General features: G+C 61.9%; 20 protein-coding genes. 3 read left to right on the top strand and 17 right to left on the bottom strand.

Features of this window, described 5'->3' with window-relative positions; all coding sequences use genetic code 11:
* Positions 1-5: 5 nt before the first annotated feature.
* From BHMPCIPO_RS03430 to BHMPCIPO_RS03415, 4 genes are all read right to left on the bottom strand, one after another.
* On the bottom strand, positions 6-530 hold the full coding sequence (locus tag BHMPCIPO_RS03430; protein ID WP_173515471.1) for a peptidoglycan recognition protein family protein: 525 nt from the start codon (positions 528-530) through the stop codon (positions 6-8).
* A 377-nt stretch (positions 531-907) separates the two neighbouring features.
* Positions 908-1,111: a hypothetical protein gene (locus BHMPCIPO_RS03425; RefSeq protein ID WP_173515470.1), complete on the bottom strand. Its 204-nt coding sequence runs from the start codon at positions 1,109-1,111 to the stop codon at positions 908-910.
* A gap of 59 nt (positions 1,112-1,170) precedes the next feature.
* Complete coding sequence (locus BHMPCIPO_RS03420; protein ID WP_173515469.1) at positions 1,171-1,650, bottom strand: hypothetical protein; 480 nt, start codon at positions 1,648-1,650, stop codon at positions 1,171-1,173.
* A complete protein-coding gene (locus BHMPCIPO_RS03415; protein WP_173515468.1) occupies positions 1,650-3,224 on the bottom strand; it encodes a hypothetical protein in 1,575 nt (524 codons plus the stop codon). Before BHMPCIPO_RS03415 ends, BHMPCIPO_RS03420 begins: the two co-directional genes overlap by 1 nt.
* Before the next feature lie 128 nt (positions 3,225-3,352).
* On the opposite strand from BHMPCIPO_RS03415, the gene BHMPCIPO_RS03410 reads away from it, so the two are divergent.
* The 3 genes from BHMPCIPO_RS03410 (at position 3,353) to BHMPCIPO_RS03400 (ending at position 4,527) form a co-directional block, all read left to right on the top strand.
* Entirely contained in the window at positions 3,353-3,817 is a 465-nt protein-coding gene (locus BHMPCIPO_RS03410) for a hypothetical protein (RefSeq protein ID WP_173515467.1), read from the top strand.
* Positions 3,801-3,956 (top strand): hypothetical protein, encoded by a 156-nt coding sequence (locus BHMPCIPO_RS03405; RefSeq protein ID WP_173515466.1) that lies wholly within the window; start codon positions 3,801-3,803, stop codon positions 3,954-3,956. The genes BHMPCIPO_RS03410 and BHMPCIPO_RS03405 overlap by 17 nt, the downstream gene beginning before the upstream one ends.
* A 202-nt stretch (positions 3,957-4,158) precedes the next feature.
* The gene (locus BHMPCIPO_RS03400) at positions 4,159-4,527 is read left to right on the top strand and encodes a hypothetical protein (RefSeq protein WP_173515465.1); all 369 of its coding nucleotides are present in this window, start codon (positions 4,159-4,161) and stop codon (positions 4,525-4,527) included.
* On the opposite strand, the gene BHMPCIPO_RS03395 is transcribed toward BHMPCIPO_RS03400, so the two are convergent.
* The 13 genes from BHMPCIPO_RS03395 to BHMPCIPO_RS03335 form a co-directional block, all read right to left on the bottom strand.
* Entirely contained in the window at positions 4,492-6,516 is a 2,025-nt protein-coding gene (locus tag BHMPCIPO_RS03395) for a hypothetical protein (RefSeq protein ID WP_173515464.1), read from the bottom strand. The two genes, BHMPCIPO_RS03400 and BHMPCIPO_RS03395, sit on opposite strands and share 36 nt — an antisense overlap.
* Positions 6,517-6,519: 3 nt before the next feature.
* The gene (locus tag BHMPCIPO_RS03390) at positions 6,520-8,814 is read right to left on the bottom strand and encodes a hypothetical protein (protein ID WP_173515463.1); all 2,295 of its coding nucleotides are present in this window, start codon (positions 8,812-8,814) and stop codon (positions 6,520-6,522) included.
* A 137-nt stretch (positions 8,815-8,951) separates the two neighbouring features.
* On the bottom strand, positions 8,952-9,224 hold the full coding sequence (locus BHMPCIPO_RS03385; protein WP_246304256.1) for a hypothetical protein: 273 nt from the start codon (positions 9,222-9,224) through the stop codon (positions 8,952-8,954).
* Entirely contained in the window at positions 9,221-10,813 is a 1,593-nt protein-coding gene (locus BHMPCIPO_RS03380) for a tail fiber domain-containing protein (protein ID WP_173515462.1), read from the bottom strand. Before BHMPCIPO_RS03380 ends, BHMPCIPO_RS03385 begins: the two co-directional genes overlap by 4 nt.
* 3 nt (positions 10,814-10,816) lie before the next feature.
* A complete protein-coding gene (locus BHMPCIPO_RS03375) occupies positions 10,817-11,113 on the bottom strand; it encodes a GNAT family N-acetyltransferase (protein WP_376741615.1) in 297 nt (98 codons plus the stop codon).
* Between the two features lie 143 nt (positions 11,114-11,256).
* On the bottom strand, positions 11,257-12,873 hold the full coding sequence (locus BHMPCIPO_RS03370) for a hypothetical protein (RefSeq protein WP_173515460.1): 1,617 nt from the start codon (positions 12,871-12,873) through the stop codon (positions 11,257-11,259).
* Positions 12,873-13,472, bottom strand: a complete 600-nt coding sequence (locus BHMPCIPO_RS03365) for a phage adaptor protein (protein WP_173515459.1) — start codon at positions 13,470-13,472, stop codon at positions 12,873-12,875. Before BHMPCIPO_RS03365 ends, BHMPCIPO_RS03370 begins: the two co-directional genes overlap by 1 nt.
* Positions 13,469-14,071 (bottom strand): phage adaptor protein, encoded by a 603-nt coding sequence (locus BHMPCIPO_RS03360; RefSeq protein ID WP_173515458.1) that lies wholly within the window; start codon positions 14,069-14,071, stop codon positions 13,469-13,471. Before BHMPCIPO_RS03360 ends, BHMPCIPO_RS03365 begins: the two co-directional genes overlap by 4 nt.
* A complete protein-coding gene (locus tag BHMPCIPO_RS03355; RefSeq protein ID WP_173515457.1) occupies positions 14,068-14,241 on the bottom strand; it encodes a hypothetical protein in 174 nt (57 codons plus the stop codon). Before BHMPCIPO_RS03355 ends, BHMPCIPO_RS03360 begins: the two co-directional genes overlap by 4 nt.
* Positions 14,238-14,561, bottom strand: a complete 324-nt coding sequence (locus tag BHMPCIPO_RS03350) for a hypothetical protein (RefSeq protein ID WP_173515456.1) — start codon at positions 14,559-14,561, stop codon at positions 14,238-14,240. The genes BHMPCIPO_RS03355 and BHMPCIPO_RS03350 overlap by 4 nt, the downstream gene beginning before the upstream one ends.
* Positions 14,558-14,758, bottom strand: coding sequence for a hypothetical protein (locus BHMPCIPO_RS03345; RefSeq protein ID WP_173515455.1), 201 nt, complete (start codon positions 14,756-14,758; stop codon positions 14,558-14,560). Before BHMPCIPO_RS03345 ends, BHMPCIPO_RS03350 begins: the two co-directional genes overlap by 4 nt.
* Before the next feature lie 73 nt (positions 14,759-14,831).
* Positions 14,832-15,827 (bottom strand): DUF5309 domain-containing protein, encoded by a 996-nt coding sequence (locus tag BHMPCIPO_RS03340; RefSeq protein WP_173515454.1) that lies wholly within the window; start codon positions 15,825-15,827, stop codon positions 14,832-14,834.
* Between the two features lie 24 nt (positions 15,828-15,851).
* Positions 15,852-16,823 carry a hypothetical protein gene (locus BHMPCIPO_RS03335; RefSeq protein WP_173515453.1) on the bottom strand — a complete coding sequence of 324 codons (972 nt, stop codon included), beginning with the start codon at positions 16,821-16,823 and terminating at the stop codon, positions 15,852-15,854.
* Positions 16,824-16,825: the final 2 nt, after the last annotated feature.

Raw genomic sequence — 16,825 nt, 5'->3', positions numbered from 1 at the left:
GTTGGTTAGAGGCGGGCTTTGACTTCGGCGCGCATCTTGTCGCCGCATGCTTTGGCGCCGATCACGTCCGGCGCGAACGGAAGCCGGGTGAAATCCCACTTGCCGGCCTGCTTGATGCCCAGGTTCGGCTGGACCTCGGCATGGGAAAGGATCGTCTTCGACGTGACCGGGATTTTGTAGAACTCGGCCAAGTGCGCGATGACGTCCATGGCGCGGTGCCACTGTGTTTCCGTCATCGGGAACTTGCCGGCATGAAACGGGCTTTCGACTGCGCCGGCCATACAGGCAAGCGAGACGCCGATCGAACCGGTATTGCAGCCGCGCGTATGGGCCGCATAGTCGTCGTCGGCGGTGTTCACGTTGTCGGCGATTTCATGGTCGCCGCGGACGACGTTGCCCGATCCCTCGACGATGAAGTGATAGTGCTCCTTGTCGAGCTCGGATGCTCGATAGGCGCCGGCGCTCCAATGCGCGATGATGCGCGTCATCTTCACCGGCTGGAGCCATTCCAGCGGCAGTCGATAGGTCATCTTGAAATTACCTTTCAGTGGGCCAAGTTGAAGATTCAATTCTAAAGCGAGCGGAGGCAGCCGTGGATTGCACCGACAGCTTTGAAATTCAGTGTCCGAAGTGCGGGATGCGGGAGCGCCTTACATTCTCCGAGATGGAGACGAGAGAGGTGGTCCAGTGCGCTGCGTGCGGAGCAATCCGCCGCATGGGAAAAGAGGACCTGCTGGAGATCTGTCGCGATGCAACGAAGATGACGCGGGAAAGGCTTTGAAGGATTGAAAAAGGCCCCAGAATCCCACGAGGATGATCTGGAGCCTTCCGTCTGAGCGTTCGAATTCACAGACACCGCACTCTATGCCGGAAAAGCCTTTGCGAACGCAACCTCTAGCACAGTGGCTTAATGCCGCGATGTCGCCCGCCAATATCGGGCAAGCTGTGGATCGTGCTCCAGATGCTCCTGCCAAGCGGCCTCGGGAACCTGACCGGACCTATAGGCTTCAATCAACAAGCGCTGTTCGTCGTTTAACTGCGGCTCTTCGGCAGGGTGCAGTTGGAACAGCCCGAGGACAGCCAGACCGATATCTCTCATGTGGATGGACATTTGAAACCTCAATTCGCCGTCTCGTGGTAAACGCGTGGGTGCCTATGATGTTTCAGACATTAGAGGCTGACTGCAGCCATCCACATAGCGTCAATCTGAACGTCAGAGAGGCCGAGCGCGGCGCCTACGGTCGCGATCAGCGGGTGTATGCGATTGAAGGTGGTCGCGTATTCCCATTCGACCAGAGCCTTGTCCTTGTCGGGACCAGCCGACATGCCGCCGATCGTGGCCGTAACGACCGATGGTGCGATGCCAGCATTAAGCAGCCCCAGACGAAGCTGCCGCGCTGTAAGCGGAGGCATGGAGGCACGCATCTTCTCATCGGTCGGGGTCGCATACGGTGCTATAGGCCCAAACCCGCCAGAGGTCGCGCTATCCCAGAACTCGGCCTCGTGTTCATACTGCCGGATCGCATGAACGCTCATCCCGAACGGGTGCGGTTCATCGAACTCCGCGAACTTGACGTTGGCGGTCAGCGTTTCGTGTGCTGCATCGGACCATCGAAGGTCGGATACGGTTTCGATCGTCAGATTGTTCATCAGGAAATCCTTAGTGCGAGAGATGCGGAACCGTTGGTGATGACGCCCATGGCTCGCCACGTCCCCGTATCGATGCCGATCACCGCGCTATTTGCCGAGTTCGACCAGTAGAGGTCTGTGCCAGCGACGGTTGAGCCTGGGTTGATCGTGCCGGCCGTCTTCTTGAGCGCGAATGCATATGTGCCGATCGAGCCTTGGGTGAGACCGGCATAGAGACTGCCAATCTGCGCCGCGGTGGGCTGGGCGCCATCGCGCCAAACAGTGGAATCAACAGATACAGTGGTCGCTCCAACAGAGATGCCAGTTCCCGCCCCGACCGCGAACGAGCGGTTGGCCGTCAGATCGCCGCCGCCGGTAAGCCCGTTCCCAGCAGTCAACGTGCGCGATGTTTGAACAAGCCCTGTCAGTTGCACGCCATCAATGGTGTCAGCGTCAAGACCAGAACCGGCGCCGTCATTGCCGGAGTGCCAAACTTCGTAACTCGAGGCGCCTACCTGATAACGGAGGCCATCGACGCCGCCGTCGTTGGTGAGGATAAGCGATGTGTCCGATGCCGGTAAGTCGTTGACGAGCTTGAAGCCTACCGTCGTTCCAGCGCCGTCGGTATGTTGGATGTAGCCCTGTCGTGTCGTGGTTTTGTAGAACGTCAGGTACGGATCTGACGCCGTGTCGGGCGATGCAATGCGGATCGCTTCACCGCCCGTATTGATGGTGTGAAGCCCGCTCTGCGTGATCGTGGTAAAGCCATCATAGGCGCCAGAGATGCGAGCGTCCGGAACCGTGCCGGCATTCAGGTTTGATGCGTTCTGATAATAGGATCCCTGCTGGCCGTCGAGCAGGTCGGCGTCGAGACCCGAGCCGGCGCCATCGTTGCCGGCCGACCAGATTTCGTTGCCGTTCCAAGTGAAGGTTGCGCTGATGATGTTCAGCGTTCCGCCACCGTTCGCCCCACTGCCGCCTGATGCCACGATGCGCGTGTCGTAGTCGACAGCCGTTGCACCGGAGTGGAGGTCGAGGAAAGGCGTTCCCGCGACACCGTCAGTTCGGCCCAGCTCGACACCGATGTTGCCAGTCCCGTTCAACGTCAATGCCGTGCCGGCCGCGGTAATCGTGACAGCAGACGTGAACGTCTTTCCGGCCATCGACGTTGGAAGACGGGCATCCGCGACCGTACCAGTCGTCAAATTGCTCGCATTGTTGGCGCCGATCGTCGCGCGCATGGTTGCTGCATCGATATCATCGAGGATGGTCCGGGCGAACGGTGTCAGTGCAGTTGTCGCGTAGGCATCGGCGCCGGTTGTGTAGAGCATCTGATCGGCAGTTGTTGTCAGTGCCGAGATGGACTGAAGGCCTGCGTCATAGGCTTGCACGTTCGTGCCGATCGCCACGCCCAGAGCCGTACGCGCGGCACTCGCCGAGGTCGCGCCGGTACCGCCGGCCGTGATCGGACGTGCGGCGTTCGCATCCGCAGTCAGATCGTCGACGAACGTGTTGTACGGGACGCTCTGAATGGTCGTGTTCGGCGTGCCTTTGGTGCCGGCCGGAGGGCTGTATACGCCACCTGTTCTTGGCATTGGCATTCTCCATAGAAAAAGGCCCCCGAGCGGGAGCCTTGCAAGTTCTGCGGGTTCGTATTTTAGATTCGTCTCGACAACTTATCGGCGATTTGCTTCATTCCCCCCATCATTGCCTGGGGGAAATTATGAAACTTAAACTTGCTGCGGTTCTCGCTGCCGTCGTGGGCCTTTCTGGCTGCGTCAGCCAGGATGAAATGGCGCTCTCAAAGAACGTCTATAAGATCGACGTCGACGCGCGCGGACTGATCCCGATCGCCATCGCCAAAGGGCAAACACAGCAACGAGTTGCTGAATCGACCCTCGCCAAGGGATACACCCACTACATCATCCAGCAGGCAGGTTCCCAGAGCGGATCGATCTACGCCGGCAACACCCCGGTGTATGGGAACACAACCGTCAACGTCTACGGCAACACCGCCTACGCTAACACCACCTACACTGGCGGCCACCCGATCAACATTCCGACCTATCAGAACTCCATTATCGTCGCGATGTTCAAGGCTCCGAACGTCCCGGCCGGAGCGCTCGACGCCGCCGAAGTTCTCGCGTCCTCCAAACCGAAGAAGAAGAAAAATGCCCCTTTCACCTGATCTCGAAGATGACATTGAACGAGGCGTGCAGATGATCATGGCCGAATACGGCGTGAGCCGCGAGGACGCTATCAAGCGCATCCTTCGCGACTGGCTGACGGGTGGAGGCTATATCCCGCTCGACTCCACCGAAGATTGATCCACTCTCGGTCTTCTTCTATCTTGCTGCCATGACCAAGCCGATGAACCAATTCGCACTTATTGGACCTCCCCCGATCACACTCGGGCGCCTGGAGGGCGCACCGACATTGATCGGAGTTGGAAATGCATCACAAGCGACGGAAACCAAAGAACGCGCGAGCCGGCTGCCTTTTGTGCAAGCCGCATAAAGCGAATGGCGCATGTCCGAGACATCAGAATATGAAGCTCGGCAACCTTCGGCGATATCAGGCTGGTACACATCAGCTTCGTTGCGAGGGTCTTCGGTAGGTTACCCCCAGGAACCCGAGGCACTCCCCTCGGGTTCTTCATTTCTCGTGTTTCTCGTGTATGTTGTAGCGATGATCCGGATCGTTCAAATCGCCTGCATCGCAGTGACCGCGTTGGTGCTCTTCGCCTTCCGCGAGAGTTTCCTCTCGCTGAAGGCTTGGTTCGGTCCAGACTTCCCGATTGGTTTTCTCTGCGGCGCAGCTTTGGTCGCCATTCTCTGGGCGGTCAATGAGCGTTTCGGCGCCTCATCGGGGCCCGGTCGAACTTCCAAGCAGGATTGATTTAGCGAGATCCTCGACCAGTTTCGGGTTTTGTCCGCGACGCTGCGCCTGCGCCAGAGCATCCACCAGCGCATCCCGATTGCTGACCATCGCCTCTGCCAACGAAGCATTCGCCGCCTCGCGCCGGCCGCCCAGGATCGCATTGGCAATCTTGTCAGCGGTGCGGATTCCGGCAGCGCGCACGGCACCAGCCGCACCGCCAGCTGCGTAGGCATTCCGGGCGAGGTTCGGATCTCCCGTTCCGCCTAGATCGGCGATGTGCTGCAGGCGCCGTGCCGTTTCCGAATTGCTCGTGATCGCCTGGCGGGTGCGGGCAAAGGTTAGTTCGTTGTCGAGTACGCTGAATAGCTTGTCCGCCTTTTCCTGGCCGAACAGTTGAGCGAGACGCGCACGGTTCCAGTCCCCCTCAGACTTCACCAGCTTATTAAGGCGGGCGATATCGTTGGCATTGCTGCCGAGGATGCGATCGACTTCGGCGCGGGCGCCCTGAGAAAGCCGAAACGGGACCGCAGACGGCCCGATCTGCTCACCCTGAGGAAGCGCGCCCTCGGCGATTTCGCGCTCGAGTTCTGCCGGCCGTGGCGCGGTCCTGCCATGATCAAGCACGGACTGACCGCGCGTCAGCGCTTCTCGCTGGCGGGCAAGTTCGGCATAGGCCGCGTCGACTTCCTTCAACCGCGGCACCGCGCGCGTCAGGGAATCGTCGATCATCTGTCGGGCTTCCGTCAGCGCCGCGATCACCTTCGTGTCGGTCTCGGTACCGAGCATGCCGTCGATGGCTTGGCGCGTCTGGAACGCCACGCGAGGATCATTCGAGACCCTGTCTGTGCCGGTGGTGTTGAGCATTCCTCGAACCTGCCGCAAAGCGCGCTGCGCGTCGCCCCGCAGCGTGTGGATCTGTCGGTCAAGGTCGTCGGCAATCGGCAGGAAGTCATGCGGGCGGACGTTCTGGAAAAGCCTCTGGTATTCCGGCCCCAAAACACGCTGGTTTGCCTGAATGCCCTCGTCGACGAATGACGGGACAACCTTTCGCCCCATCGTCTCGTCGACAACGTTGGCGATGCGCGCATTTGCGCCGGTTTGGCGCGCTTCGAGCGCCGAACGCATGACGTCCTGCCCTCGGCCAGGCATCGCCGCCAGCGCAGCTGCTTTGCCCTGGGTGTTCGGACCCAGGTCAGCGATCATGCCTTCTGGTCCGAGCTGGTCGAGGCGCAAGCGAACACCCGCCTCGTCGAGACCGTCGCCGGCAATCGCCTTCGCGATCTGATTGACGGTACTGAGCTTCGTGCCGGCCGCCTGCGCTGCCCGGGCGGTCCGATAAAGGTCCATGACTTTGCGGGCACCGGCGCCGACAACCTTACCCACGGTTGGCCCAAGAACTCCCATGCCAAAGCCAGAGGCAGCGCCCCATCCGGCGTCTTCAAGGTCGCCGCCAGACCGAACGGCCGCGTCGGTTCCGCCCACGACACCGCCACTGAGCCCAGACAACAAGCTTCGCACCCCAATGCCTGCACTGCCCCCACCGAATGCGGCCGGGGCAGCCGCCACCATCGGCAAGGTACCAGCAACGGCGCCAGTGATGCCGGCGGCGGTCGAGATCCGTGGGTGTGCCTCCTGGGCAGCTTCCGTGAGCGCCTGGGCTTCCTTCAGGTTCTCATCGTAGCTCTTGCCATTTATCGCAGACGAGAGAGCTGCGGCGCCGCGCTGGGTGGCGCCGAGCAGAACCGGGCCTGCGATTGGCATGCCGTCGAGATAGCTCGTCGTCGCGGCGCCGAAGGCACCACTGCCACCGGCCGCGCGCTCCTCTCGATCGAGGAGAGCCGCGCCCTCCTCGAAAGATAGGTGACGACCGGACGGCGTTCCTGGGTCCGTCGCGGGAGCTGCCGCTTGCAAACGCTTGATTTCAGCAGCAAGCCGGGTCGCGGCCTGCACGTCGCCGGCTTGGTCGGCGTTGCGCAGCGCGATGCCGAGTTGTTCGAGTGTGGCCACGTCTCAGCCCCCATACTTCTTGACGAGGTCGTCGATGCTCGGCTCGCCACCATGATTGCTCTTCGGGCCTGACACCGAGTTCCGGATGTTCCCGATCATGCGTTTCAACTCGTCGACCGAGCTTTTCGCGCGAGCGCCGGGGTTGCCAGCGATCGACGTGAAAAGCTGATCCGGCAGGTTCATGATCCCGCCTTCCTTGAACGGGTCGATGACCGGGTCATAGATCATCCGTTCCATAAGGCTGAGGTCGGGGCCGTTGAGAACGCCCAGATTGAACAGCTCTTTCAGTTGAAGCATCACGCCCTGACGAACCGAATTGAGCTGATCCTTGCTCTTTCCCGGCATGGCTTCGATACCGGTTTTCTCGACCAACTCGGAATAGCGGTCCAGTTCGGTGTTCAGTGCCTTGTAAGCCTGGTCCACGGCGGCGGCACGGTTCTTTTGAGCCTCCGGTACCTTCGGCTCGGTGAGCTGGATATTTCCGTTCCGAACCGCCTGCCCCGGCGGCAGAGCGGCCGGATCATTCTGCGAACGCTGATCAGGTTGGGCCTGAGGTACGGCCTGCGGTGGCATCTGAGGATTGGCCTGGTTGCCCTGCGGTACGGTCTGACCGCCATTCGGCGTGATCGGCTGAACGGTACCGCCGGCCTGCGACGAAGTCCCGAAGACACCCTGTGGCGTCAGGAAGATGAGTTCACCGTTCGGGCCCGTGATCGTCTTACCGGCGCCGAGTTGCTGCGCCTGTTCGGGCGTCAACTGCTTGCTGTCCATCAGACCGTTGAGAGCCTGGGCTTCGACCGAATTACCGCTGAAACGGAACTCGCCACCAGCGCCCGAGGCACCAGGCGGCGTGATCCATTCCTTGGTGTTCGGATCGTAGACGTTCCCCGCCCCCGCATTGATGAGCGGCTGCCGCTTGCCGTCCTCAAGCTCCTTCTGGGCCTTCTGCAGATTGATGCGATACAGCGGGTCATTCTGAGCCGCCTGACGCTCATACTCCTGCCGACGGCGCCAGGTCTCCTCTTCTCGCGCCGCTTCCTGGTCGCCAAGCTGCTGTTGAAGCATCATCCGGGCGGTCGCCTTCATTTCCGGGGTGGCGAAGTCGTTCGACAAGATTTCGTAGAGACGCGGATCGACACCGCCCTGCCCCGTGGTGGCCTCAGGCTGCGGAACCTCGCCGGCAGCGCGCGCCTGGGCAATCTGGGCCTCGCTGGCAGGGGTGCCACCATTGAGCGCACTCATGATGCCGCCGCTGGCGTTCGCCAGCTGCTGGGAGCGCTGGAACTCGGCGGGCAACGCCGTAGTCTGCGGCGCCGCTGCTGGCTGCTGGCGACCCGGGAAACGAGCAGCGTACTCGGGAGTTTGCTCGAAAGCCGCAACCTCGTCGGAGAGAGACGCCCCGGCCTGATTGCCCGCCGCGGCCGACTGCATGCGGGGATCAACGAAGGGAGACACGAACGGGCTCGTTGCTGGCATATTGCCGCCAGCCATCGCCGTCACCGCCTCGGCAGCATTGCGCGGTGCATTCGCATCGACTGTAGCTCGAGCATTTCCGGCCGGCCTCGTCTGGGCATCCGGTGAGAATGCCGGCTGACGACTTTCGACAGACAGGCCGGTGTCGTCATAGTAGGCCATCGGCTCGCCAACGGTGGCGCCGCCCTTCCCCAGCAACGCAAGCGCCTTCTGGCGATGCCCTGCCATCTGGTTGTTGACCTTATCCGCCACGGTACCGGGTGCGCCGCCGTTGTTGGCGTCCGATGCGCCGTAGCGCCCCACGCTGCCAGCGTTGATGGCCGAATAGATGTCCATCATGCCCATGCCAGGCTTCACGCCGGCCTTGCGCAGGTAGCTGACGACGGCACCGTTCTCGCCGAGTTGCGAGCCGACAGGGTTGTTCCAATCGACGCCGTGCTCTTTCGCCTGCGGCTCTCCGAACTGCAGGAACCCCTGGTGCTGTCCCCATTGGGTGGTCGGGCCCTTCTTCGTCGGGTCGAAGGTGCCGGCGGTCTCGTAAGAGATGGCGGTTGCGAGGTCGACCGGATCGATACCGAGGGCGTTCGCAGACGAAATGATGCCGTTGCGGATCTCGTCATTGCCGACGGTGGCGACGGGCATGTTCCCCTTGCTGTCGACCTTCGGCATGTTGCCGCCCATGGCCCCGGGCTTGACGCCGGTTGTGGTCGCCGAGCGCGCGGGCGTGCCAAGGATCGAGTTGTAGAGCGTCGACGCAGCGTCGGTGCCCGCCTGTTGCGCCTTGTCGGTGCGGTAGCGGCTGATGCCCACGCCGATGCCGCTCAACAGCGCACCGATGCCCTCGGCGGCCGTCTTCGGCTGAGAACCCATGATCTGGCGGGCAATGGCGTCCTGGATATCGCGCTTGCGTGCGAGCGACTGCGCAGTCTCGCCAGTGTCGCCACCAAACAGAAATCCGACCATCAGTTGAGCCCTCCATTTCGGCCCATCGTGAAGAAGTTGGCGAGGCCGGTCAGGGCCGACGGTTTCGCGCCGCCTGGGGCAACAGGGAACGCGGCGTTCCGCTTGGCGGCACCGGCTGCAATCCCGGTCATCAGTGCCCCGATGCCTTCGGCTGTGTTCTGGGGCATCGGCTGCCCCATGATCTTGGCTTGCAGCTGCTCGGCCAGTTGCTGCCGGTTCTGGGTAGTGTCCGGTTTGCGCATACCGGCATAGAACGAGAACGGGTTGCTCATGCGGCCCTCCTCTTTCCAGCGGAGAACAAGAGGCCGTAGTCGACGCGGCGAAGGCCATCGTCGCCCTTGATGACGACGTCCGGGCGGACCTTCTCGACCTCCTGCGCCATGACACCGATGCGCTTCGGAGCGTCCTTGCCCTCGCCCTTGTACCGGTACTCATAGAGACCGCCGACCTGCTTGATGTCCTTTTTCGCGCGCTCATCCGACAGCGAGGCAAGGCCCGCGACGCCGCCGAGGATCGACCCGATACCAGCCTGTTTCGCGTTGTAGGCGTTGACGCGGTTGGCATAGTCCTGCTGCACCAGGCCGGCATAATCGACGTTCGGGATGCTCACACCTTGCGTCGGCACGAAGTTCGGATTGTTGACCTGGGCGCCCGAAAGCAGGCTCGAAATCTCGTTGATCGGCTGATTCCGCGCTGCGTAAAGCTCGTTCAGGTACTGCGATCGAGCGTTGTTCTGGGCCGTCAGTTGCGCCTGCTGCGCGTTGAAGGACTGATCTTTCAGGGCGTTGTTCGCAGCCGTCGTCGTGTTCTGGTTCTGGAACATCTGCTGCTTGGCGTCATTGCCGAACCCGGCAGCCGCCAAGGCCTGCTGGAAGTTTTGCGCCTGAGCGGAATTGTTCGCCTCCAACTGCGCCGCATTCTGACCAAACTGCTGGGCCTGCGCGGCATTGGACAACTGCATGTTGTTGGCGTTCTGGCCGTACTGCTGGGCCTGAGCTTGGTTGGTGAAACCGGCCGCCGCAAGCGCCTGATTGAAGTTCTGAGACTGGGCCGCATTCTGGAACGTCGCCTGATCGCGAGCGAGACCAGCAAGACGCGATTGCTCCTGTCCAGCATTGAGGATCGCGCCGAGGCGGGCGTCGTTCTCCTGTCGGGTTGCCGAGTCTATCGCTCGGTTATAGGCCTCGGAACCCGGCTGCAGGCCCTGGTTCGCCAACTGCGTTTCCAGAGCGGCGCGGCTGCGTTCGAGCTGCGGGTTCATCCGCTCCATCAGCGCGTTTTCATAGCGCGACGTGTCGGCGCTGTAGTCGTAAGACTTGGTGATGTCGCCCGCGTCACCCAGCGAGGTCTGTATCTGGCCCGCGTTCGCAACATCCCTCTGGATATTGCCAGCACCAGCAATCGACGACTGCACGTTGCCGGTGTTGGGCAGGGAAGTTTGCAGCGTCGGTCCAGCACCATAGCCAGTGTACTGGGGCAAACCGATTTTCGAGGGATCACCGGCGGCCGGCGCCTTGGAAGTATCGACCGGACGCCCCAGCAGATCGTTCAGCTTCGCAGACTGACCTGCCGCCAAGGTCGCGAGGTTCAACTCGGCCTTGTCGCTCTGGTTCTTGATTGCCTGCTGACCGGCGGAGAGCGTCTGTGTCGCCGTATAGGTCGGTAGATCATAGATCTTGCCATTCGTCGGATCGGTCCACTGCTTCGTCCCGGTCTGGCTGTATGTCAGCGCGCCATCGGGCGTCACCTGGTTGACGTTACCGAGCGTCTGGTTCGCAATCGCCGTGCCGATGTTGGTCCCGGTCTGTGCGGCCGCGGTCTCTTTCGGGTCCGGTGCCTTCGGTGCTTTGGGCTTGCCCATGATTTACCTCCGATTGACGGGATGCGCCCGCCATTCGTCATCAGTTAAAGTGAACAGGATTTCCGCTTCATCCCGGCCACGCAGCCGGGGAATCCGGTGAGCCGTGAAGCCGAAGCGCTCGGCGATTTCGATCATGACGGCGTTGCGCTCAGAGACGCGCAAAACGACCATCTGGCAGCCAATCTGATCGAACGGATAGCCGAACATGGCCTTGAGCATCGGCCGGGTCAGCCAGCGCCGGCTGGTCGATGCTGACGACAGTTCAATGACGCCGGCTTCAGGCGCGAAATTGTGGAACACGACACCTGCGACGAGCCGATCACCGTCGATTAGTCCAAGCGTCGTGAAATTCTCCCATCCGCGTTCGCAGCCGGGAATATGGCTGGCAACAAAGGACGCGACGGCCCTATTGATCTCCGGCGCCCTCTCGCCGCCCCAGACCATCATGCACTGGCCTCGCCCGCGGCCACCTGCAGCGTCGCGAGGTCTATTTCGAGGTCGAGTTTCACCGCGCCGCCCGAGGTGATGACACAGCCGACCGCGAGCATGTCACCGGTTGCGCGAACGTTCTGACGGGAATCGTAGCGTACCAACTGCGAAACCCCATCCCAAACCGCCACGTCCCAGAGACCAACGTCCCATTCCGACGAATTGGTGTTGCCCTCGGTGACGTCAGAGAATGATGGCGTGGACCGGTCCATATCAGCGCGGGCGAACAGCCTCACCTTGGGCTTGGACTTGCCCAGGAAATACATGTGAGCGAGTGACGCTTGTGCCCGCTGACCGAACTGGCCGGCCGGAGAGAACTGCGAAAGATAGGTGGCGCTGAAGGTCAGCCCGTCATCGGTCCCGGTGATATCGCCTTGCCAGAAATAACCGTCGATGGAGCCGAAGAACAAGCCGCCCTGAAGCGTGGCATAGCAGAGCGCTTTCCAGTTACTGATGGTCGACCATCGCCCCGTCAGGACATTGAGAACGAAAGTGGTATCGGTGACGACGGAATTTTCGGGGAAGGAGACAAAGACGAGGTTCTGCTCGGGCCACTGTGTCAGCGTCCAGCCGCCGCCCGTCGCGTTCGCCGCCTTCTTCCATTCGTCCTCGATCGGCCGGGATACCGAGACCAGGCTCAATGCCTGCCGATCGCGTTGGAACACCTGCGAAATCGGCGTGAGGCCGTCGCTCGTCGCAACGAGGACGTCACCGCCTGCCCGGATCCAGGCGTTCTTTCCGAGCGGCTTGCCGATCTGATAGACGCCCTTCAAGCCGAACGAGGACGCGCTGGACGGATCGTCGCCGGCATAAACCGCGACCTCGCCCTCGGTCGAGATGAAAGCGCACATATCCGAGAGACCGTCGCCGCTTTCGAGCGACCAAGAGAAGCCCATCAACAGAGAACCACCCCTTTTCATGACGCCGCCGAGCGGGAACACGACCGCGGCACCGCCGATCGCGTTGACGGGCAGATAGTAGGCATCGAGCGTTGCGTTCTTCAGGAAGAACTGACGGTTCTTGAACAGCCAGCCGTAATTGAGCTGCGCCATCGTCGTCGAATCTGAAAACGTGATGGCCGGAGAGGTCGACCAAGTGCTGCCGTTGTAGATCTGCCGATCGTTGACCCCGTTGAAGCAAATGAGGTTGGAGGTGCCGGCGTTGGTATGCTGGAAGGTGCACCAGTCCCCGCCCGCGAAGCCGCTTACTGCTGCCGCAGTGGTAGCCGGTGGAACTGCCGGTGATGACATGTCGTAGATGGCGCTATCGGTGGCAACGAACAGCTTTTCGGTCGTGCCATACTTGTACTTGAAAGCGCTCTTGATATCGCCGCCATCAGCCGCAAGCCCCTTCTTGACCGATCCGCCACGGATCTTGCAGCCGGTGAGCGTTGGCAGGAAATTGCGCATGACGAGAGCGGAGCCGGGTTGCTGGCTTGCAACGTCGGCGGTGGTGACCAGACCGAGCTTCGGCGCGGGATAGGTAATCGGCGCCGAAACCTGCTGTTTCCCGATGCTGACATTGCCTCGGTTGCTCTGCCCGATACGGGCGGGCGTGACAGCTATCTTCATCAGGCACCTCGGTCGGCGTTGATTTCCTGCAGGAGATCCGCCTCGAACTCGGCGAGGTTGTCCTCGTAGGGAAGGCCCTTCTGTCGCTTCCAGCGCCAGATGACGCCCTTCACGAGCAGGCGCTCCGGAAACAGGGGCGTGTCGTCGTCGGCGGTCAGCGTGGCTTGAGGCCCGTCCGGGTCGTGCAAAACCCAGTCCTTCGACAGGTAATCGATCACGGCGCCCACGGCGGACGCGGCCGGCGAAAACAGGATCTGCTGTCCGCGAACGAAGAAATACGGCTGTGCCGACGGGATGCCCACGATGACGGCCCACTGCGAACTGTTGGTGATCGGCCGGCAGAAATCGCCCGCCGCCGTCCGCACCGCACCACCGGGCGTCATGCGCTGGTAGTCGCTCGGCAGGTTCTCCGGCGAGGCGGAAGCCGTGTGCGTCGACAGCATACGCTGCCAATCGGCGCGGCGTGCAATCTCGTCGCCGGCCTCCTGCGCGAGCGCGACCATCGTCTGGGCGTTCGGATCGTTCGAGCCATAGACGCTTTCGAACCGATCGAGCGAAACGACGTCGCAAACCTCGTTGATGGCGGAAAGCAAGGTCATGGGGTCGGGCCTCCAACAACGACCTGGGCATTGCCCCAGCGCGAGCGCTCGTCGCCGATCTTGAGACCGGAGAGGGCCACCATCTTAAGCTGGGTGGCACCGCTCACCTTGTCGGCGTCGCGTTCCCAGATCGCGATTTCCTCGACGAGGGCATAGAGGTACGCGTCGGCGGCCTTCTCGAGCAGCCAGTTCGACGGGTTCGTTCGGGTAAGAGCCGGGATCCTGCCGTAATAGGTGACGGTCAGATTGCCGTCGCCGACGGGACGGACGTTGATAGTGCTTCCCACGATGGCATAACCGGCAGGAATGCCAGCTCGGGCCATATAGCTGTCGGTGAGCTGCTGCAGAGCCACGGCGCGGATCGGAATGCCGTTCGCGTTTTTCACCTCGCGCGCCTCGAGGAAATCGGGCGGCAGCGTCCCCGTACCATTCGTCACCGTGACCGTGTCCACGACCTCCATATCGGCCACCCGGAGGAACCGGTTGAGCTTCAGCTCGGCCAGACCGAGGAACCGCGGGAACAAGTGCGCGATATCGTTGCGGCCGCTGTACTCGCCAGCATCGACGAGCAGCGAGGCATAATCAGGGATGGTGCTCATAGGGGAACCTTCCGTGCGCGCTCGGCGTCGGCGAACATGCGGGACCGATCAATCAGACGAGCGATGTGCTCATTCGCTTCCCGATGGCCTTCGGGGCTCTCCTCGGCGCTGGGCCGGTTCGCCTCGATGGCCTTCACCTGCCCTTTGACGCGGTCATATTCGACGCTCATAGGTGGCCGTCCTTTGTCCGCCAGGCGCGATTGTCGGAGCTGTTGAGGAATCGCTTAACGAAACGGTCGTCGCCCTCGCTGTGGGCCTGCACGAGGCCGCTGTTATGGGCTATGTTCAGCGGGATCGAGGCGACCCGGTGCCAGTCGCCGCGCCAGGCTTTTTCGGCGCTGTTGCGGACTTCCCGGTTTTCGCTGATCAGGTTGTCGACGGGGTAGTCGACGCGGAAAACGTCCTTCTCCCCGTCGAACAGATGCCAGACCGAGCGGCCCGTCATCATGTCGTGATCGTAGAGCGTCCACGCTCCGTCACGAATGATCATTTGGAATCGCCCGGGAGCGGGTCATTCCGCTTTGCCTTGCCTTCCTCGATGAGCTGCTTCGCGAAATCGAGGGGAAGGTCGAGTTCGCCGCCCTTCGGCAGTCGTTCGCCGTCCTCGTCCCAGACGTCGCGCAACAGCTTGACGGGAACGAGCTTCTTTTCCTTTGCGGCACCAGCCGGCTTGTTCTGATCGGTCATTTCCACTTGCTCCTGATATGGAAAAGGCGAGCCGAAGCCCGCCCTTTCTCAGATGACGTTGAAACCGTCGCGGTTAGCTCGCGGCGGTCAGGCCGAAGAGGTCGGCAGCGACGCCGAGACCCTTCTCGTTGTGGACCTTGAGGGTGCCCTCACCGATGAGGACGCCCTTGTCAGCGTCGCCCGTCTTCGCGACATCCTTGTCTTCCTGGATCTTGCGGAGCCAGAGGAACGACAACATGTCGGGGTCGATGAAGAAGGCGTTGCGAGCTTGCGCGGCGGCGCCGGCCTGCACCCGGTTCGGGTGGATCATCACCGTACCGAACGGGCCTTCGTAGTAATCGGCCGTCGCAACGATGGTGTTGCGCTCGCCACCCTTGGAAACGGCGTACCGGAACGGCGCGACGTTGCTGTCGGACATGAAGGTGACGAACACGCTCTTGACGTAGGGCGAGACCGAGACGTGACGGAAGTTCGCCCCGCTCTGGTAGCCCTGCTGCATGACGCTGTCCAAGATGGCCTTGGTGAACGCACGCTGCGTGCCGTCGGTCGGCGCGACCGTGAGGCCCGTCGTTCCATTGAAGCCTCCGTTGGCGCCGCCGGCACCGCGGGAGACGTTCGTCTCGATCCAGGTATTCAGCGAGCCGAATTCGCGGGTGGCGCCGCCAACGGAAGCGTTGGTATCGACGATGGCGAATTCGACGTCCTTGCGGATTTCAACGCCCTTCTTCAGCTTCTGGTACTTCCGCTTCTGGACGTTGCCGGCCTCGGAAACGACTTCCTGGGTAGCCGAGATGATCCAGTCCTTGCGCAGGATCTGGGTGTAGTTGCCCAGGCGCTCCGGCGGGGTGATCGCGCCGAAGGTGTATTCGTCACCTTCAGTCTTGATGTTGGCCCCCGGAGCGGCGAGCTCGTCGGTCTCCCATTCGGGGTGCACCGATTTCGCGGTGCCCTTCTCGATCAGGGAGTAGATCGGGGTATCTTCCGGCGTGATGCGCGACACCACGTCGGAAAGTTCTTCGCGGTTGCCCACGGCCTGATTGGTCGTGAACGTGTTTGCCAATGCGGCCATTTCCGTGTTCCTTCGATTGAGGGGTTAGTCGAAGTCGATCGCCATTGCGTCCTTGATCGACCCGCTTTTCGACAACCGCTGCATCGCTTCCTTGCTCTTGCGAACCTGCTGGTTGGCAGCACCGTTCGGGCGCGGGCTCGGCGTGGCCGGAGGCGCTGCCGTGACCTTGGTAAGCGCCTTGGCGCGGGCCTGTTCGGCCTTCATGCCGATCTGGGCATAGTATGCCAGGCCGAAAAGCCGGTGATCGCTGACGCCCTTCAGCTCGGCGTCGGAGAAGCCGAGTTCACGTGCCGCCGAAAACGCCTGATCGAAAAAAGCCTTGCGGCCTTCATCCTTTGTCGTCTGCGGGAACACCTGAGCCAGCTTTTCGCTCTCGGCCTGAAGCGTCTCTTCGGTCACCGACGAGGCAAGCTCGCCGGCAACTGCCGTCGAGTCGTTCGCCAGTTCGATGATCTGGCTGATGTTTGCCAAACCGTCGTCATACAGCGCCTTCTGGCGGGTGTACTCGGCGGGGTTCTGATACGCCAACTGACGTGACGGCTCAGGCGGCAAACGTTCCGCCAGATAGGAAGCGATACCCTTGACCGTGTTGGTCACGCGGGTTGTCATGGCGTCAAGATTTCGGCTCCTGTTGCCGAGATCCTGCGTCTTGTGTCGGTAATCGCGATCCCGCATGTACCCAAGCTTCAGCTCGGACAACGGCACCTGTTCGCCACCCTTCAGGGTGACGATCTGGCTGTCGGCTTCGTTGGCCCCTTCGCCGTTATCGGCATCGGTCTGCTCGTCGCCTTCGGTGTTGTCTGCGGTATCGCCGGTCTCTTGGCCCTCATCCGTGGCCTCACCGGTCGCATTCGTCGACTGCCCCTCTTCCTCTTCCTGCTCGTTGGCCTCAGGGGGCTCGGCAAAGTCGAGGTTTGCGGCGTCGTCGATGGTGAGTGCGGGGCGACCGCTATCACTCTCCCCGACGAACGGGGAGTTGGTGGCTGCGTCTGTCATGT

Source organism: Ensifer sesbaniae (genome assembly GCF_013283665.1).
In the GTDB taxonomy this organism is placed as follows: domain Bacteria; phylum Pseudomonadota; class Alphaproteobacteria; order Rhizobiales; family Rhizobiaceae; genus Ensifer; species Ensifer sesbaniae.
Note: the sequence above shows the minus strand (reverse complement) of the source record. Positions and strands in the feature narration are given on the sequence as shown.

Coding starts and splice junctions, on each gene's coding strand:
- BHMPCIPO_RS03430 (WP_173515471.1), bottom strand. CDS start 530: ATGACCTATCGACTGCCGCTGGAATGGCTCCAGCCGGTGAAGATGACG.
- BHMPCIPO_RS03425 (WP_173515470.1), bottom strand. CDS start 1,111: ATGTCCATCCACATGAGAGATATCGGTCTGGCTGTCCTCGGGCTGTTC.
- BHMPCIPO_RS03420 (WP_173515469.1), bottom strand. CDS start 1,650: ATGAACAATCTGACGATCGAAACCGTATCCGACCTTCGATGGTCCGAT.
- BHMPCIPO_RS03415 (WP_173515468.1), bottom strand. CDS start 3,224: ATGCCAAGAACAGGTGGCGTATACAGCCCTCCGGCCGGCACCAAAGGC.
- BHMPCIPO_RS03410 (WP_173515467.1), top strand. CDS start 3,353: ATGAAACTTAAACTTGCTGCGGTTCTCGCTGCCGTCGTGGGCCTTTCT.
- BHMPCIPO_RS03405 (WP_173515466.1), top strand. CDS start 3,801: ATGCCCCTTTCACCTGATCTCGAAGATGACATTGAACGAGGCGTGCAG.
- BHMPCIPO_RS03400 (WP_173515465.1), top strand. CDS start 4,159: ATGTCCGAGACATCAGAATATGAAGCTCGGCAACCTTCGGCGATATCA.
- BHMPCIPO_RS03385 (WP_246304256.1), bottom strand. CDS start 9,224: ATGAGCAACCCGTTCTCGTTCTATGCCGGTATGCGCAAACCGGACACT.
- BHMPCIPO_RS03380 (WP_173515462.1), bottom strand. CDS start 10,813: ATGGGCAAGCCCAAAGCACCGAAGGCACCGGACCCGAAAGAGACCGCG.
- BHMPCIPO_RS03370 (WP_173515460.1), bottom strand. CDS start 12,873: ATGAAGATAGCTGTCACGCCCGCCCGTATCGGGCAGAGCAACCGAGGC.
- BHMPCIPO_RS03365 (WP_173515459.1), bottom strand. CDS start 13,472: ATGACCTTGCTTTCCGCCATCAACGAGGTTTGCGACGTCGTTTCGCTC.
- BHMPCIPO_RS03360 (WP_173515458.1), bottom strand. CDS start 14,071: ATGAGCACCATCCCTGATTATGCCTCGCTGCTCGTCGATGCTGGCGAG.
- BHMPCIPO_RS03355 (WP_173515457.1), bottom strand. CDS start 14,241: ATGAGCGTCGAATATGACCGCGTCAAAGGGCAGGTGAAGGCCATCGAG.
- BHMPCIPO_RS03350 (WP_173515456.1), bottom strand. CDS start 14,561: ATGATCATTCGTGACGGAGCGTGGACGCTCTACGATCACGACATGATG.
- BHMPCIPO_RS03345 (WP_173515455.1), bottom strand. CDS start 14,758: ATGACCGATCAGAACAAGCCGGCTGGTGCCGCAAAGGAAAAGAAGCTC.
- BHMPCIPO_RS03340 (WP_173515454.1), bottom strand. CDS start 15,827: ATGGCCGCATTGGCAAACACGTTCACGACCAATCAGGCCGTGGGCAAC.
- BHMPCIPO_RS03335 (WP_173515453.1), bottom strand. CDS start 16,823: ATGACAGACGCAGCCACCAACTCCCCGTTCGTCGGGGAGAGTGATAGC.